General features: G+C 44.9%; 9 protein-coding genes and 2 pseudogenes. 10 read left to right on the top strand and 1 reads right to left on the bottom strand.

What is annotated here, in order from left to right:
• Positions 1-3 precede the first annotated feature (3 nt).
• Both ACM0OX_RS09210 and ACM0OX_RS09215 read left to right on the top strand, forming a co-directional pair.
• Positions 4-4,092 (top strand): annotated as a pseudogene (locus tag ACM0OX_RS09210) (type I polyketide synthase); the annotation flags it as partial.
• A 174-nt stretch (positions 4,093-4,266) separates the two neighbouring features.
• Positions 4,267-6,600, top strand: a pseudogene (locus ACM0OX_RS09215) (thioesterase domain-containing protein); the annotation flags it as partial.
• A 10-nt stretch (positions 6,601-6,610) separates the two neighbouring features.
• On the opposite strand, the gene ACM0OX_RS09220 reads toward ACM0OX_RS09215, so the two are convergent.
• Positions 6,611-8,035 (bottom strand): MATE family efflux transporter, encoded by a 1,425-nt coding sequence (locus ACM0OX_RS09220; protein WP_414514617.1) that lies wholly within the window; start codon positions 8,033-8,035, stop codon positions 6,611-6,613.
• Positions 8,036-8,156: 121 nt separating this feature from the next.
• Here ACM0OX_RS09220 and ACM0OX_RS09225 point away from each other — a divergent pair, with 121 nt between their 5' ends.
• The 8 genes from ACM0OX_RS09225 (at position 8,157) to asnB (ending at position 17,439) form a co-directional block, all read left to right on the top strand.
• Complete coding sequence (locus ACM0OX_RS09225; RefSeq protein WP_414514618.1) at positions 8,157-9,014, top strand: SAM-dependent methyltransferase; 858 nt, start codon at positions 8,157-8,159, stop codon at positions 9,012-9,014.
• A gap of 28 nt (positions 9,015-9,042) precedes the next feature.
• Positions 9,043-9,303: an acyl carrier protein gene (locus tag ACM0OX_RS09230; RefSeq protein WP_104901811.1), complete on the top strand. Its 261-nt coding sequence runs from the start codon at positions 9,043-9,045 to the stop codon at positions 9,301-9,303.
• Entirely contained in the window at positions 9,281-10,516 is a 1,236-nt protein-coding gene (locus ACM0OX_RS09235) for a beta-ketoacyl synthase N-terminal-like domain-containing protein (protein WP_414514619.1), read from the top strand. Before ACM0OX_RS09230 ends, ACM0OX_RS09235 begins: the two co-directional genes overlap by 23 nt.
• A 13-nt stretch (positions 10,517-10,529) precedes the next feature.
• A complete protein-coding gene (locus ACM0OX_RS09240; protein WP_414514620.1) occupies positions 10,530-11,792 on the top strand; it encodes a hydroxymethylglutaryl-CoA synthase family protein in 1,263 nt (420 codons plus the stop codon).
• Positions 11,780-12,568 (top strand): enoyl-CoA hydratase/isomerase, encoded by a 789-nt coding sequence (locus tag ACM0OX_RS09245; RefSeq protein WP_414514621.1) that lies wholly within the window; start codon positions 11,780-11,782, stop codon positions 12,566-12,568. The genes ACM0OX_RS09240 and ACM0OX_RS09245 overlap by 13 nt, the downstream gene beginning before the upstream one ends.
• Before the next feature lie 37 nt (positions 12,569-12,605).
• Positions 12,606-13,805: an ACP S-malonyltransferase gene (gene fabD / locus ACM0OX_RS09250; protein WP_414514622.1), complete on the top strand. Its 1,200-nt coding sequence runs from the start codon at positions 12,606-12,608 to the stop codon at positions 13,803-13,805.
• 228 nt (positions 13,806-14,033) lie between these two features.
• A complete protein-coding gene (locus ACM0OX_RS09255) occupies positions 14,034-15,428 on the top strand; it encodes a cytochrome P450 (RefSeq protein ID WP_414514623.1) in 1,395 nt (464 codons plus the stop codon).
• Between the two features lie 67 nt (positions 15,429-15,495).
• Positions 15,496-17,439 (top strand): asparagine synthase (glutamine-hydrolyzing), encoded by a 1,944-nt coding sequence (gene asnB / locus ACM0OX_RS09260; protein ID WP_414514624.1) that lies wholly within the window; start codon positions 15,496-15,498, stop codon positions 17,437-17,439.
• Positions 17,440-17,449: the final 10 nt, after the last annotated feature.

The following is a 17,449-nucleotide window of genomic DNA, read 5'->3' on the forward strand; positions in this document are numbered from 1 at the left end:
GATATGGCAATGGATAATGTCAATAACAACGAAGAGTTAAATAATTATGAAATCGCCGTTATTGCAATGGTGGGACGGTTTCCAGGAGCCAAAGATATTGATGAATTTTGGCAGAATCTATCTCTTGGGGTAGAATCTATTACTTGGTTTACAGACGAGGAATTGTTAAAGGCTGGCGTTAATCCAGATTGGCTGAGTAACTCCAACTATGTAAAAGCTAATGCTGTTCTGTCAGACATGGAGTTATTTGATGCGAATTTCTTTGGTTATAGTGCTAGAGAAGCTGAGATCATCGATCCGCAACAGCGCCTATTTTTAGAATCGGCATGGACAGCTTTAGAACAGGCTGGTTACAATCCCCAAATTTACAAGGGTTTGATCGGTGTTTATGCGGGTCTGGGTCTAAATAGTTATTTGCTCAATAATCTAACTCCAAACCACGACCTTTTAGAGACAGTCGATCCTTTGCAACTACTAATCTCCAGCGACAAAGATTTTTTGCCGATGCGGGTGGCTTATAAACTCAATTTGACAGGGCCGGCGGTGAATGTGCAAACGGCCTGTTCTACTTCCTTAGCTGCTGTTCACTTTGCTTGCCAAAGTTTGCTCAACGGGGAATGTGACATGGCTTTGGCTGGTGGAGTTTCTCTCAGCTTTCTGGAAAACACGGGTTATTTGTATCAAGAGGGAATGATTCTATCCCCCGATGGACACTGCCGTGCTTTTGATGCCAATGCACAGGGAACTATTGGCGGTAGCGGTGTCGGAATTGTTGTTTTAAAAAGGTTAAACGAAGCTCTAGCTGATGGAGATTGCATCCAGGCAATCATTAAAGGTTCGGCTATCAATAACGATGGTGCCCTGAAAGTGGGTTACACTGCTCCCAGCATTAATGGTCAAGCGGCAGTGATTGCCGAGGCTCAAGCTGTGGCTGGAGTAGATGCCGAGACAATTTCCTATATCGAAGCCCACGGAACTGGCACGCCTTTAGGAGATCCGATTGAAATCGCTGCTTTAACGCAAGCTTTTGCTCAGAGTACTGATAAAAAAGGCTTCTGTGCCATTGGTTCGGTGAAAACAAATGTCGGACATTTGAATGCAGCAGCAGGTGTGACAGGTCTGATTAAAAGTGTAATGGCGCTACAACACAAATTGTTGCCTCCTAGTTTGAACTTCTCGACACCCAATCCCAAAATTGATTTCGCTAATAGTCCTTTCTACGTCAATACAACTCTTAGTGAATGGAAAACAAATAACATTCCTCGCCGAGCTGGGGTTAGTTCTTTTGGAATTGGGGGTACTAATGCTCACGTAATTCTTGAGGAAGCACCTGTTTTTGGGCAGGGGGCAGGGGGCAGGGAGCAGGGGAGAAATTATCAACTGTTGGTACTTTCAGCTAAAACTGCGATCGCACTCGAACGGGTAACATCTAATCTAGCTGACCATTTAAAACAGCATCCCGAACTTAATTTAGCTGATGTCGCTTATACTCTCAGCATTGGTCGCTGGGTTTTTAACCACCGCAGGATGGTGGTTTGTCAGAACTTAGGAGAAGCCGTCAAAGTTTTAAGTAGTTTAGAATCAAAACAAGTTTTTAGCAACTGCACTGAAGTTGTAGATCGGTCTGTTGTCTTCATGTTTCCCGGACAGGGTTCCCAGTATGTGAATATGACGCGGGAAATTTACCAAACCGAGGCAATATTTCGAGAACAAGTTGATTTATGCTCAGAAATTCTCTTGCCTCAATTAGGACTCGATCTGCGTCATCTAATCTACCCTGATGAGGAAAATAGCGATCGCGCATCAAAGCAACTTCAACAAACAGCGATCGCTCAACCAGCTATTTTTGTGATTGAATACGCCTTAACTAAATTATGGCAGTCTTATGGGGTGAATCCTGTGGCTGCGATCGGTCACAGTATTGGCGAATATGTCGCCGCTTGTATCGCCGGAGTTTTTTCCTTAGAAGATGCCTTATCTCTGGTAGCAGCACGGGGGCAAATGATGCAGCAACTTCCCAATGGGGCAATGCTTGCTATTCCCCTGCCCGAAGACAGAGTAAAGTCTCTGTTAGGACAAGAACTCTCCTTAGCAGCAATTAACCAACCGTTCCAGTGCGTAGTTTCCGGTTCCACAACAGCAGTAGATGCCCTAGAAAATCAACTGGCTACACAAGGCATTGAATGCCGCCGTCTGCATACGAACCATGCCTTCCACTCCCAGATGATGGAACCGATCTTGGAGACATTTGCACATCGGGTAAAACAAGTTACCTTAAATCCTCCCAACATTCCTTATATATCCAACCTTACTGGTACTTGGATTACCACTACACAAGCCATAAATCCTGACTATTACGCTCAACATCTGCGTTCCACAGTCCTATTTGCCCAAGGTGTAGAGAAGTTGTTGGCAACACCTGAGCAAATCCTGTTAGAGGTGGGGCCAGGACGGACGCTAACTACATTAGCTAAAAGGCATCCAGACAAAGCAGCTGCACAAACGGTGTTAACTTCAGTCCGTCATCCCCAAGAGGAACAATCGGATATAGCTTTTTTATTCACCACACTGGGGCAACTCTGGCTTGCTGGGGCAAAGGTGGATTGGTTTGGATTGTACAAGCAAGAGCAGCATTATCGTCTTCCCTTACCTACTTATCCCTTTGAACGCCAACGTTATTGGATTGAACCACTAAGAAAAAATGTCCTTGAGTCTCAAGCAACACCAAGTAAAAATCTGGATATTGCTGATTGGTTTTATGTCCCATCCTGGAAAAGGTCGCCACTTTCTGTTAGTCAATTAGAGCAATTACAGGGCAGCGTTCTGCTGTTTATCAATGAGTGCAACTTGGGTTCTCAACTGGCAAAACAACTTAAAAACGAATCTCAAAAAGTGATTGTTGTCAAGATAGGAGAGTCCTTTAAAAAAGAAAATCAAGGCTCATATACCCTCAATCCTCGACAACCCAAGGACTACGAAACTTTGTTGGCAGAATTGGGAGATATCCCTAAAACCATCGTTCATTTATGGAGTCTAGCCGAAAAAAGTCACGCTGCATCAGAATTGGCAGGAATTGACCAAGCTTTAGATTTAGGATTTTACAGTTTGCTATTTCTTGCTCAGGCATTTGGTAAACAAAATGTTACCGATCGCTTTCAATTGATAGTTATATCAAATAATATGCAGGACGTAACCGCAGAAGAGAAACTACGTCCTGAGCAAGCCACTTTAATCGGCCCGGTGAAAACTATTCCTAAAGAATACCCTTACTTAAGTTGTCGTAGTGTTGACGTAGTTATTCCGCAATCAAAAACCTGGCAAGAGAAGCAACTGATCGGACAGCTGCAAGCAGAATTAAAGGTTAAATCTGACCAACAAATTATTGCCTACCGTAAACAACATCGTTGGGTACAAACTTTCGAGTCAGTCAGATTAGAGAACTCAGATGGGAGAATACAAAGGTTAAAGGAAGGCGGAGTCTATCTGATTACAGGTGGGCTTGGAGGTATAGGACTGGCACTGGCGGAATATTTGGCGCTAACAGTTAAGGTTAAATTGATCCTGACAGGGCGTTCTGATTTTCCGGCTCAAACTGACTGGGAACAATGGCTAGCTAGTCATGAGGCTCAAGATGATACAAGTTGCAAGATCCAAAAATTGCAAGCAATAGAGAAACTGGGTACCAAGGTTTTGATTGTCAATGCAGATGTTACCAACCTGGAACAAATGCAAAACGCCATAGCTCAAGCATTAGAGCGATTTGGTCAAATTAATGGTGTGATCCACTCAGCAGGTGTTCCTGGGGGAGGCGTGATTCAGCTAAAAACACCAGAAATAGCAAAAAAAGTTATTGTTCCGAAAATCAGGGGAACCCTGGTACTTGATGCTCTCTTCAAGGATGTTCAGCTAGATTTCTTTATTCTTTGTTCATCACTCAGTTCAATTCTCAATGACTTTGGACAGGTAGACTATTGTGCAGCCAATGCCTTTCTTGATGCCTTCGCTCATCATAAAACCTCAGAAAATGGAACATTCACAGTAAGTATTAACTGGGATGGCTGGCAAGAAGTCGGGATGGCCGCAGCGGCGGCAAAACAACGAATCGGAACCTTGGATCTTCCCTTAACACCCGATCGAATCGATGAAAGGGAAAAAACCTTTTCCGCTTCCCAAAGCCAGAATTTTTGTTTGGAAATATCCTCTCCTGGTATTTTAGAAACCTTGAGATTTCAAACTGCCAAACGCCAGAAACCAGGTGCAGGTGAAGTAGAAATAGAGATATGTGCTGCCGGACTCAACTACAAGGAAGTGCTTTTAGCGCTGGGGATGCTTCCAGTTCAATCTAATACTCCTTTAAACTTCGGTTTGGAATGTGCAGGAAAGATTGTGGCGCTGGGAGAAGGTGTCGAGGGTTATCAATTAGGAGATGAAGTCATTGCTTTTTCTTCTTCCTGCTTTAGCGCATTTACAACAACTTCCGCCTCCTATGTCGCACCCAAACCAAATCATCTGAGTTTAGAAGAGGCAGCAACAATTCCGATTTCCTTTATGACAGCCTACTATGCGCTGAATAAATTGGGCAGGCTTTGCAAAGGGGAAAGTGTTCTCATCCATGCCGCCGCCGGAGGTGTGGGCATGGCTGCGATCCAAATTGCCCAGATGCTCGGCGCAGAAATCTTTGTCACAGCTGGCAGTCCAGAAAAACGGGCGTTTCTGCATTCTCTGGGAATTGAATATGTGATGGATTCAAGGTCTTTGGCTTTTGCCGATGAAGTGATGCAATACACTAACGGCAAGGGTATTGATGTCGTTTTGAACTCTTTAGGGGGAGAATTTATACCCAAAAGCTTGTCAATTCTAGTACCTTACGGACGTTTTCTGGAACTTGGCAAGCAAAATATCGATGAGAACAGCCAGGTAGGTTTACGGCTTTCTGAGAAAAGCTTATCCTTCTTTACCATAGATTTGGAGCCGAATATCCCTAACTTTAGTTCCATATTCCTGGAAGTGGTGCAACACTTCAAAAATGGAAATCTTAGTCCCCTTCCTCATCAAGTATTCCCAATTTCAGAAGTGGCGATCGCTTTTGAGTATATGGCACAAGCGAAGCACATCGGCAAGCTTGTTGTATCGTTACAAGATAAAGAGGCGCTAAACAAAGTCCGCTCAGATTATCTTGACTCAAATATTAGTCAACCTGCTGATTCTGGTCTGTACGAACAAGCGATCGCAACTACAAATATACTTCACAAAGACCATAAGTTAGGGCTGTTACCCGCAGAGGGCGTAGATGTTTTTCGTCGTCTTTTGTGTAATACACTGCCTCAAGTTATTGTATCCACACGAGATTTACATTCTCGGATTGAGCAAAACCAAGTCTCTACACTACTTAGTTTTTTAGAAGAATCATCGAAGGAGGATCTACCCAAACAGCTATACCAACGACCACCAATAACTCAGGCTTATGTTGTTCCGAGAAACAAGCTTGAGCAGATTATTGCTGGTATCTGGGAGGATGTTCTTGGGTTTGAGCAGGTGGGAATCCACGATGATTTCTTTATGTTAGGAGGAGATTCCCTTGTAGCAGTGAGGGTCATGGCTCAAATAAAGAATATATTTCAGGTAGAGTTGCCCTCGGCTACCCTGCTTCAGAACCCCACTATTGCCCAACTATCCCAACTGCTCAAAGCCAGTAATCATCCTACTATTAATAAACATCTCCAGAAATTAGGTTTTCACCAAGACAAGATAAAGGTTTCAGATTCTTTTTCAAAGATGTCTAATGTGATTAATTCAGTATTAGTCCCCATTCAGCTTAAAGGAGAACAAGTTCCTCTATTCTGTGTTCATCCGGTAGGTGGGAACGTACTGTGCTATGCAGCACTCTCCCAACAGTTAGGGCAGGAACATCCTATCTATGGACTGCAATCATTAGGCTTGATAGAACAACAGCTGACTTTGACCACCATTGAGGCGATGGCTAGTCACTACCTTGAGGAAATCTTGACGGTGCAACCTCAGGGCCCTTATCACCTTATCGGCTGGTCGATGGGAGGTATAATTTCCTACGAGATAGCACAACAGCTTATTCATCGAGGGGAAACAGTTGCATTGTTAGTTCTGATTGATAGCCATATCCCGACTGCTGAAGACATACCGGGTAAAGATCAACTCCTTGTGGAGTTCATAAAAGATTTAGCTGGGCAGTCGAGACAAAGCTTGCACTCAGTTCTAGAGTCACTAGAAGGAAAACTAGTTTCTTTAGAGCAAGTATTCAAACTTACCCAACATCATCAACTTTTCCCATCTGAGTTGTCTTTGGAGCAATTACAGCGCTTATGGCGGGTTTTTCAAGTAAATATGCTGGCTTTAACCCAGTATCACCCGCAGCCATATAACGGGGCAGTTTTATCACTTCTAGCAAGTGAGTCAGTCGCCCAAGCCTCGCATACAGTCAGTAATGGTGGAGACAGAGTTAGATGGGACACGCTAATTAAAGGTCAACTGAGTGTACACATCATTAATGGAGATCATTTTACCCTGATGCGAGAGCCAAACCAAGTTGCCCAAATTGCATACTACCTTGGTTGCTATCTCTAGGATACTTTGCCTAAGTAGACAAGGTTGAAACTGGGGTCTGATCGGGGACTCCAGTTAAATCTCCCTCAAATTTTTTCGCTCTCAGATAAAGCCGCCCTACTAAAATTAGGCTGGAAATTGCCGGAGCCATAATTAAACCGTACCATAAACCAGTTCCTCCCCATCCTAAAATTATTCCCATTAGATAACCTCCACCCAGCCCAACACCCCAGAAAGACAATGTGTTAATTATCATAGGTACGCGCGTATCTTGCAATCCTAACAAAGCCCCAACCGCAATTCCTTTAATACTGGAAAAAACTTGGTAGACTGCAACCAATTTTAAGAAATTTATTGCCTGAGTAATTGCTACGGCATTATCAGGATTATTAATGTCCAAATAAAGGGTGGCAATGGGTTGGGAAAACAGTTCAAAACCTATCGCTACAATGAACGCCAACAGTGCGCTTAAACTAAGATTAACAAAGGTTGCCCTCATTACTCCCTTAGGGTTCTTCTCTCCCATCATCTGCCCTACTCTCGCTGTAACCGCGTAAGAAATTGCCATTGAAATTGCTGAAAAGATACTGGATGCCTGGAGAGCAATTTCATGGGCTGCTAAACTGGAGGTTCCCAACCTTCCCATTAGCATTGCCGTGATGGTGAACAGCCCCATTTCAATTGCTAATTGAATTCCCGTCGGCCATCCGATCTGAAAAATTTTACCAAATATCTCTCGATCAAACTCATCCAAATAGCGAAAAAGCTTGTAGTCTCTACTGTTAGGATGAAAATAAATCAGCATAACTGAGGCTAAGAAACTCACCCAATAAACGAGCATCGTTCCCCAGCTTATTCCAGCTAAACCAAGGGCAGGGAAACCTAAAAAGCCAAACATCAGTACGTAATTGACAGGTATATTCAGCAGTAAAGAGACAACTATAATTACCATGCCAAATTGGGGAAAATTGATGGCAGCGGCAATTTGTTTTAAATATAAAAAACCCAGCATGGCAGGTAATCCCCAAACCACAACATGTAAATAGCTTTTTGTCAATAAAATATTGCTTTCTTCTTGACCTAATAAGGGCAGTATAGAATCACAGTTCCATAACAGAAGCATTGCGGGTAAAGATAGGGCAACTGCCAGCCACAGTCCTTGACAATTAATCCGGCTGACCCTATCCAGATTGTTTGCTCCAAAAGCCTCGGCAGCAAGCGCCCCTGCTGCTCTGAGAATACCAATGCAAATAGATGCCAGAGTCAGAAAAATAACTACACCCAAAGCACCCGCCGCTAAATTTTGAGTGCCAAGTAAACCCATCATTACCGAATTGATCACAGGTATGGTAAATTCAGCTAGTTGAGCAACTGCTAAGGGTACAGCCAATCCTAGACTAACTCGTGCTTCAGTTAGAAAATCTGACTTAAATTCTGTTGAAGTTATTTGCTCCATAAATCTTGATATAAATTAATAACGGGAATAATCACAAGTGTAAACATTCACCTAACTGCTTATAACCTATAATGCTTTTAGCAAAATTAGGTTCATAGAATATAAATCCTGTTTATAGGTTATGGGAGACTCAGTGAGTAAGTCTGATATTGAGGAAAATGGCGCAACTATCAGCAGTCCGATACCAGAAAAGGTAGCAGAAATGTATAATGCGCCCGGAGGTCAAGGAGGGCATCTCATCTTTGACGGGCAGTTTCATTGGGGCTACTGGGACGAAAAGAATCCTGACGCCAGTCTTGGTGAGGCAGCCGATCGCCTGACTCAGATTATGATCGACAAGTCGGAGATATCTCAAGGAGAACGCTTCTGCGATCTGGGATGCGGTGTTGGTGTGCCAGCTATGCGGATTGCAAAAGCGAAAGAATGTTTCGTTGATGCAATTACCATCAGCAAGTACCAATACGACAAGGCGAAGCAGCTAGCCCAGGAAGCTGGTATGTCCGATCGAGTCCGCTTCATCCAGGGCAATGCGTTGGAAATGCCCTGCGATGACGCAACCTATGACGGAGGCTGGTTTTTTGAAACCATTTTTCACATGGGACACCGCGAAGCCCTACAAGAAGCTTATCGAATCTTGAAGCCAGGGGCCACATTACTAATCGCTGACTTGCCAACACGGTCAAACATTACCGAAGAATTTAAGACGTTTGCCAAAGAAAAAATTCATTCGGTCTTTATTCCCAAGGAAGATTATCCAGGACTGTTGGATGAAGCTGGGTTTGACTTGATCGAAATTGATGACGTAACCGAATTTGTGATTCCTCCTCTGGTTCCAAAGGTTAAAGTCGCGTTCAAACAGTATGAGACCGAAATTCTGCAATACGTTGAGAGTCAAGCGATCGGCCGTTGGGTCGGAATGTTTGAGGATATGTGTGAGAATCTTGGGTATATGCTGGTAAAGGCAAAAAGGAGAGCATAAATACTGGTTCAATTAAATGAGAATCGAGATGACAACAGAGATTACAAGGGATAGTATCTTTAACATCATTGTCCAACACACTTGTGAAGTTATTCCAGAACTGGAGAGCCATTCCATTGTTGAGACGGATCGACTCGCTGACTTAGGAGCCAACTCAATGGATCGAGCCGATATTGTCATGATGACGCTGGAATCGCTGTCGCTACAAATCCCCCTAATTGAGCTTGCAAAAGCCAAGAGTATAGGCGAGTTTACCAATCTGCTGTATGAGAAACATCAGTTTACCTAAAATACTTATTACAGGAGTTGGAGTCACCACTGCGATCGCGCAAGGAAAAGTTAATTTTTTAGAGGCGATACTGGCTGGGAAATCTGCTTTTGCTGAACTCAATCGACCTGGACGAAAAATCGTTGATGCCAATCTGCGTCTGTTGGGTTGCGAAATTGACAATCTCATCATTCCTGATGGGATTGCCGAAAGAGATTTACGGACAGCCTCATGGTCGGCTCAAGTCGGAGTTTCTACCCTGGATGAAGCATGGCGGGATGCCCGACTCGATGATGTCGATCCTTGCCGGATCGGTCTGATTGTTGGTGGATCGAATTTCCAGCAGCGTGAATTGGTGCTGATTCAGGAAAAGTATGCAGATCGGACTCATTTTCTCAGACCGAGTTATGGCACGACATTTCTTGACAGTGATATTTGTGGACTCTGTACCCAATATTTTCCTGTGAAAGGATTCGCGCATACCGTAGGAGGCGCGTCGGCTAGCGGTCAGTTGGCAGTCATTGAGGCGAGCGAAGCTGTTGCAAGTGGTAGAGTTGATGTCTGCATCGCTATGGGAGCTTTGATGGATCTGTCCCATTGGGAGTGTCGAGGACTGCGAGCTATGGGGGCTATGGGGTCAAATCGTTATGCTAATGAGCCATCATTAGCCAGTCGCCCTTTCGATCGCGATCGCGACGGATTTATTTTTGGCGAATCTTGTGGTGTGGTGGTGATTGAAAAAGAGGATACAGCAGCTCGTTCTGGCGTTTCGCCCTATGCCAAAGTTTTGGGGTGGGCGACCAGGATGGACGGAAACCGCAACCCCAATTCATCCAAAGAAGGTGAACTGTCTGTCATCTTAGAATCATTGGCTCGTTCTGGATTGTCGCCGCCAGCGATCGACTATATCAATCCCCACGGTAGCGGTTCCATCGCTGGGGACGATACTGAAATTTCAGCCATTCGCGAGGCAGGTTTGTCCCACGCATATATCAATACAACCAAGTCACTGATCGGTCACGGACTGAGCGCCGCAGGAGCTGTTGAGGTGGTGACAACAGTTCTACAAATGCGTGCTGGAATGCTTCATCCATCGCTAAACTTAGAAAGTCCAATCGACTCAAGTTTTAACTGGGTTCGGGAAAAATCTGTTACACATCAGATCGAATATGCGATCGCCCTGAGTATGGGGTTTGGCGGCATCAATACGGCATTATGTCTCGGACGATGTTAAGCGAGGAACAATCATGATATCAGTTGGAATCGAAAGCATGAATGCTTTTGGCGGTAGTGTCGTCCTTGATGTGATGGATCTGGCTCGTCATCGACAGCTAGATATGCGGCGGTTTGAAAATTTATTAATGAAGGAAAAAGCAGTTGCCCTCCCGTTTGAAGATCCCATCACTTTTGGTGTCAATGCTGCCAAACCTTTAATCGACTCCCTCTCAGAAGAGGAAAAAGGACAAATAGAATTGCTCATTACCTGCTCAGAATCAGGGATTGATTTTGGTAAATCCATTAGCGCCTACATTCATCAATACCTGGGTTTGAATCGGTGCTGTCGCTTATTTGAGTTGAAGCAAGCGTGCTATGCGGCAACTGCCGGACTACAAATGGCCCTTAATTTCATCCTCTCGCAAACATCACCGGGTGCTAAGGCGTTGGTTGTAGCTACCGATATCTCCCGATTCGTTGTCACCCCAGGGGGTGAAGCACTCACCAACGACTGGTCTTATTTTGAGCCAAGTTCAGGTGCAGGGGCAGTAGCCATCCTCGTTAGTGACGACCCAAAGGTGTTTCAAGTCGATGTGGGCGCAAACGGCTATTACGGCTACGAGGTCATGGATACCTGCCGTCCCGTGCCAGACAGTGAATCGGGAGATGCCGATCTGTCTTTGATGTCGTATCTCGACTGCTGTGAGAACGCGTTTATTGAGTATCAGAAGCGAGTTTCAGGCGTAGACTATCAAAATACCTTTGGTTACTTAACATTTCACACGCCTTTTGGTGGCATGGTCAAAGGGGCACACCGGATGATGATGCGTAAATTCACTAAGGTAAAGTTAAACGATATTGAACTTGACTTTAATCAGCGAGTTGCACTAGGACTTCGCTATTGCCAACGGGTGGGCAATATTATGGGCGGAACGGTGATGTTATCTTTGTCCAGTACAATTGACAATGGTGATTTCACGACACCAAAGCGACTAGGTTGCTTTTCCTACGGTTCGGGCTGTTGCTCCGAGTTCTACAGTGGCGTGGTGACAGCAAATGGACAGCAGTGGCAGCGTCAGTTTGAGATCGCGGCGATGCTAGACCGACGCTATCAGATTTCCATTGAGGAATACGAAGACCTTTTCCAGGGCAATCGCAGTGTCCGGTTCGGAACGAGAAATGTGACTTTAGACCCCACAATGCTTACGGGTATGCGATCGGCCTGGAAAGATAAACCATTGTTGACCTTACGCGAGATTCGAGAATTCCATCGTGAGTATGAATGGGTGAGCTAACGTATCAAACTATCAACGTCCGGTTTCAGGGGTCAATTTGTCGCATTCAGCTGTGTCAGTCAGATTCCGAGAATGCGATTACCAACCGTCTTGTAACCGAACTTACAGATGTCCTTGCCATTTGTGAGAATAGAACTAGAGAGAAATCACAAGCGGTTTGTGTCGTTGTGATTGAGGGACTGCCGGATGTTTTCTGTACTGGTGCAGACTTTCGCCAAATCGCTGAACAGAATGATGCTGCTGGGAGGGTCAATGCTGAACGTTTGTATCATTTATGGATGCAGCTGGCGATCGCTTCATTTGTCACAATTGCCCATGTGCGAGGTAGGGTGCGGGCTGGTGGAGTCGGATTTGTTGCCGCCTGCGATATCGTACTGGCGGATGAATCAGCAACTTTCGCGCTCTCCGAACTCATGTTTGGTCTGTTTCCCGCCTGTGTGTTACCATTTCTAATTCGCAAAGTGGGTGTGCAAAAATCTCATTACATGACGTTGACGACCATGCCGATTTCAGTCCAGGACGCATCCGCTAGTGGTTTAGTGGATGCCTATTCTGAAGATAGCGAATCTCTGTTACGTAAGCATTTGATTCGTCTCAGCCGACTGTCGAATTCAGCCGTATCCGAGTATAAAAAATATATGCACCAGCTAAACGATATGCTGATGCGATCGCAATCGTTGGCAGTTTCGACAAACGAGCAGTTGTTTTGCTCTCAAGAGAATCTCGACAAGATTCGGAGATACGTTAACGAAGGAAAATTTCCTTGGGAGCCATAGTGGGGAACTTATATACTGAATCGCAACTTAATTTACAATGATTACTTATCTTTTCCCTGGGCAGGGTTCACAAACAAGAGGAATGGGAAAACAACTGTTCGCAATATTTCCAGAGGAAACGGAAATTGCCAGTGACATTCTTGGGTATTCAATAGTTACATTGTGTACAGAAGATCCAAACAACCAGCTCGATCGGACACAATTCACTCAACCGGCGCTTTTTGTCGTTAATGCACTGTCGTACAAAATGCGTCTAGCCGAATCTGGAAAGCTACCTAATTTCTTAGCTGGTCACAGTCTGGGTGAATACAACGCACTTCACAGTTCAGGAGCCTTTTCCTTTGAAGATGGTATTCGCCTAGTGGCAAAGCGCGGAGAACTCATGAGCCGTACACCCAATGGTGCGATGGCAGCTGTAATTGGCCCTGCCGCAGCCGATATTCGGACAATGCTAGACTTTCATGGACTGTCAGCAGTTTATATTGCAAACTACAATTCGCCACATCAAACCATTGTATCAGGTCTGAAAGCAGACATCGAGAAATCCAAGCAAGTCCTAGTAGATGAGGGAGCGGTTTACGTTTCTCTCAACACAAGTGGTGCGTTTCACTCTCCCTATATGGTTTCTGCAAGAGAAGAGTTTGCGCGGTATCTGGAAAACTTTTCTTTTTCAGAACTGACGATTCCTGTGGTATGCAACGTCAATGCACGACCCTATCGACAAGAAGAGATTGCGTCCCAGTTAGCAGATCAGATTACATCTCCTGTGCGCTGGTCTGAAAGCATCGGTTATCTGCTGTCCCAAGAGGAAATGCAGTTTGAGGAACTAGGTGTCGGTAGAATCTTAACCAAGTTAATCCCAAGTATCAGACGAGAATATCAAGCGCAGCCAGACAATACTCCAAAAAATTCTAATATTCAAGACGATCGTCAAGTCGATCCCTCCTTGGCAAGTCAGTTCTCTATGAAGAGCGATCGCACTGATGAACGTTCCAGCCAATTTAATACCCAGTTTACTGTGGATAAAGAGAAACTAGCAGCTGAGGCACGAAAAAAAGTTGAGCGTTGGAATCGCTTGTACCCAGTTGGTGCAAAAGTACGCATTCCTGGATATGACATGGAATTGACGACCTGCACTCCCGCTGTCATTCTCTTTAGACATCGAGCAGCCGTTTATATGCAGGATTACAACGGCTATTTTGCTTTGGACGAAATATCATCACCCGCCGAGCGTTGATAGTCGCTCAAAAAGGAGACTGCTTACACCAAAGACAAAACAGACACGGCTATTGTTTGACTCAATCAGATCGTGTAAAATCACGCAGTGTCTCGAAGCCATCCACCTATTATTTCATCAAATCACTGCTCTGAACAATGATAGAGTCAGATTTATTCTTCTGGGTCTAAATAAATATAGCAGTACCGCACTTACTTTCACATAGGTCAATCTTGGGGAGTGAACTAAATGAAATATAATCTATCAGATAGCCTTGAAAATCCTTCCTCTTTGAAATCAGGAGATCCGATGCAACTCCCACCTGTACTCAAAGGGGGGTGGCCGATTATTGGGCATCTTCCAGAATTTATGCACGATAAAGGCGCTCTGTTTTACAAGGGCTATCAGGAGTTAGGTAATGTATTTACTGTTAAGATCCCCAAACCGATAGTGGTGGTCACTGGCAGTGAATACCATCAATGGTTTTACAACGAAACTGACAAAAGCTTAAATATCGCCAAGGGCTATGAAATCCTAAAATATGCCATAGGTGAAATATTCCTTACTGCCTCAAAAGAGCAGTACAAAAAGCATCGCATTTTTCTACCAATCATCTTCGGCAGAGAACGTAGCTTGGGCTATTTAAATGCCATGAACTACGAAGTTGATGTCTGGCTCGATCGTTTAGGGGAGTCGGGCGAGATGGATATTATGGACGAGATGCGCCTAGTAACGCGGTCTATTGCTGGGCACGCCTTTGCTGGAGCAAATTTCCGAGATGAATTAGGTTCGGAATTCTGGGAAGCATATTCGGATATTGCCAAGTCCGTGAGCATCATTTTACCCCCTGACTGGCCACTGCCTAGATATAAACGTCGCGATCGCGCTAGGGCAAAGATCCGAAGCATTCTAGGTCGCCTTTGTCAACAACGTCGTCAAGCTCCTGAGGCCTACGACGATGTTATATCTTTGTTACTCAATACTCCTTTGGACGATGGAACCTACCTCGACGACCAAAAGGCGGCAGACCTATGGCTAGGTCTGATATTTGCCGGAAATGATACCACCGCACGGCAAGCCGCCTGGTGTGTTCTCCTCACCCTCCAACACCCGAACATTTTGGCACGCTTACAAACTGAAGTTGAAGTTCTAAATGACAGCATCGATGCTATGAGTTTTATAAGTTTGCCACTAACCTTCCAAGTGATTGATGAGACAGTCAGGCTGAAACCTTCCGCAGATATGCTGCTGCGGGTCACTGAACAGGAGGTTCAAGTCGGGGATTATCAAATTCCCGCAGGCTGGCGTGTGGTTATAGCCGCCGGAAGTTCCCATTATCTAGAAAGCAAGTTTAGCAATCCACCTCTTTTTGACCCCGATCGCTTTAGCAAAGAACGGAGCGAAGGCAAAGACCAGTATGCTATTATGGGGTTTGGCGGAGGTGGGCGTAAATGTCCAGGGATGAACTTTGCGAAAAGTGAGATGGCCATCATCCTCGCCAAGTTGCTACGCAACTATGATTTGACCCTACTCACACCCAACCCAAAGACGATAAGCGTACTCGGTGGTGCGCCTCGACCATCACCCACGCGCATCAGTTATCAACGAAAAAGATCGCCAGTACATCCGATGCAATTAAACTGAGGAAATTCAATTCAGTAGATCGGTGCTACTCGTTCGGAACCCAATAAATTAAGCTAAATTGAGACTGATGTGTGGAATTGTTGCATTTTTATCAAAACAGGAACCAATTTCCCAAGAGGCATTGAAACGGGCAACACAAAGTTTACACCATCGGGGGCCAGATGGACAAAACTATTGGATTTCTCCCAATCAACGAGTTGGATTGGGTCATGCCCGACTCAGCATTATTGACCTGACAACTGGCGAACAGCCGATTGCTAACGAAGAGGAAAACCTGCATATTGTCGTGAATGGGGAGTTTTATAACTTTGAACAGATACAGGCTGACTTAAAACAATGGGGATATAGGCTTCGTACCCGCTCTGACAGTGAAATTGCCCTTCATCTCTACGACGAGTTCGGTACACAATGCTTACAGCGTTTGCGAGGCGAATTTGCATTTGTGCTATGGGATGAACGCAATCAAGTACTATTTGCGGCTCGCGATCGCTTTGGCATTAAGCCACTTTATTATACAGTAAATGGTGGTACTCTCTATTTAGCATCCGAAGTCAAGGCTTTATTTGCAGCAGGTGTGCCTGCTCGTTGGAACCCGGAGTCTTTTTTCCAATACAACAGCGCTGTATTAGAAGCAGATCGGACTTTATTTCAAGACATTTATGAGGTTCCCCCTGGTCATTTTCTGCTGGCTTCGGATTCTGGCTGGCAACTGATGCGCTACTGGGATTTTAATTATCCCCGTATGAACGAGCCTCTTACTCAATATAGTGAAGGCGAATACATTGAAAAACTTCGCCACACATTGGACGAAGCGATTCGACTTCGCTTGTGGGCTGATGTACCAGTTGGCTGCTATCTCAGCGGTGGTATCGATTCGGCTACTGTGTTGGGGATGGCAGCTAGACATACCTCTCGCCCGATACAGGCGTTTACTATCGCCTTCGATCAACCCCCTTATGACGAACAAGCTTTCGCTCGCGAGACAGTCGAACACGTCGGGGCAAATCTTCATATCCTTTCAGTCAACCAATCCGATCTTGTCAGCAACTTTGCCGATGCCGTTTATTACGGTGAGAGGCTTTCCAACACTATCTCCACGGCTGGTAAATATCTATTGAGCAAGGCGACGCGAGATATGGGTTACAAAGTTGTACTCACCGGTGAAGGTTCTGACGAAATCTTCGGAGGATATGTCGCTATGCATGAGGATATGTTGCTCTACAATCGAGAAGGCCAAGACGAACAAACTGTACAGCAGCTATTAGCAGAATTGCAATTGAACAATCCAGCTTCTGCGCTTTTATTAGAAACTGATGCATCACAGATGCCTTTAAAGGGCGTGCAGCGGACTTTAGGTTTTGTACCAACTTGGCTCAAAAATATTTCAGTTGGCCTGATGAAAGCTGGTATCAAGAAACTTTACCCTTTTTATACGCCTGCATTTGCTGCTTTTGTGGCAGAACGCGATGCCTTTCGGATTTTTTTAAATCGCTTAGATGTACAGGGTCAACTAACTGGGCGGGAACCAGTCAATCAATCCCTTTATTTGTGGTCTAAAACGGTTTTGCCAAACTACGTTTTGAGAATGCTGGGCGATGGTGTAGAAATGGCACATTCTATTGAGGGGCGTCTGCCATTTCTTGACCATCATCTGGTTGAGCTAGTGCGCGACTTTCCTGTTTCACTCAAAATCCGTGGTGCGACCGAAAAATATGTGCTGCGAGAAGCGGCACGCCCTTTCTTGACAGACACGATGTATCATCGTAAAAAGCACTCGTATTCTTCTCCATCTTATGCTCTGCAAAGCAATCAACCATTGCAAGAACTACTCCAGGATACTCTGCGAGGCGAGGTGATGAAATCACTACCGTTCTACGACCAAAAAGCAGTTATTGCACTCCTAGATCAACTGCCCGAAATGGATGACAGTAAACGCACTCAAGTAACTTTTACTCTGACAGGAATGGTGAGTGCTTGTATTTTACAAGAACGGTTTAAACTTACGGGATAAATAAAAGGTA

The sequence above is a fragment of the Nostoc sp. PCC 9305 genome, assembly GCF_963920915.1.
Taxonomy (GTDB): domain Bacteria; phylum Cyanobacteriota; class Cyanobacteriia; order Cyanobacteriales; family Nostocaceae; genus Nostoc.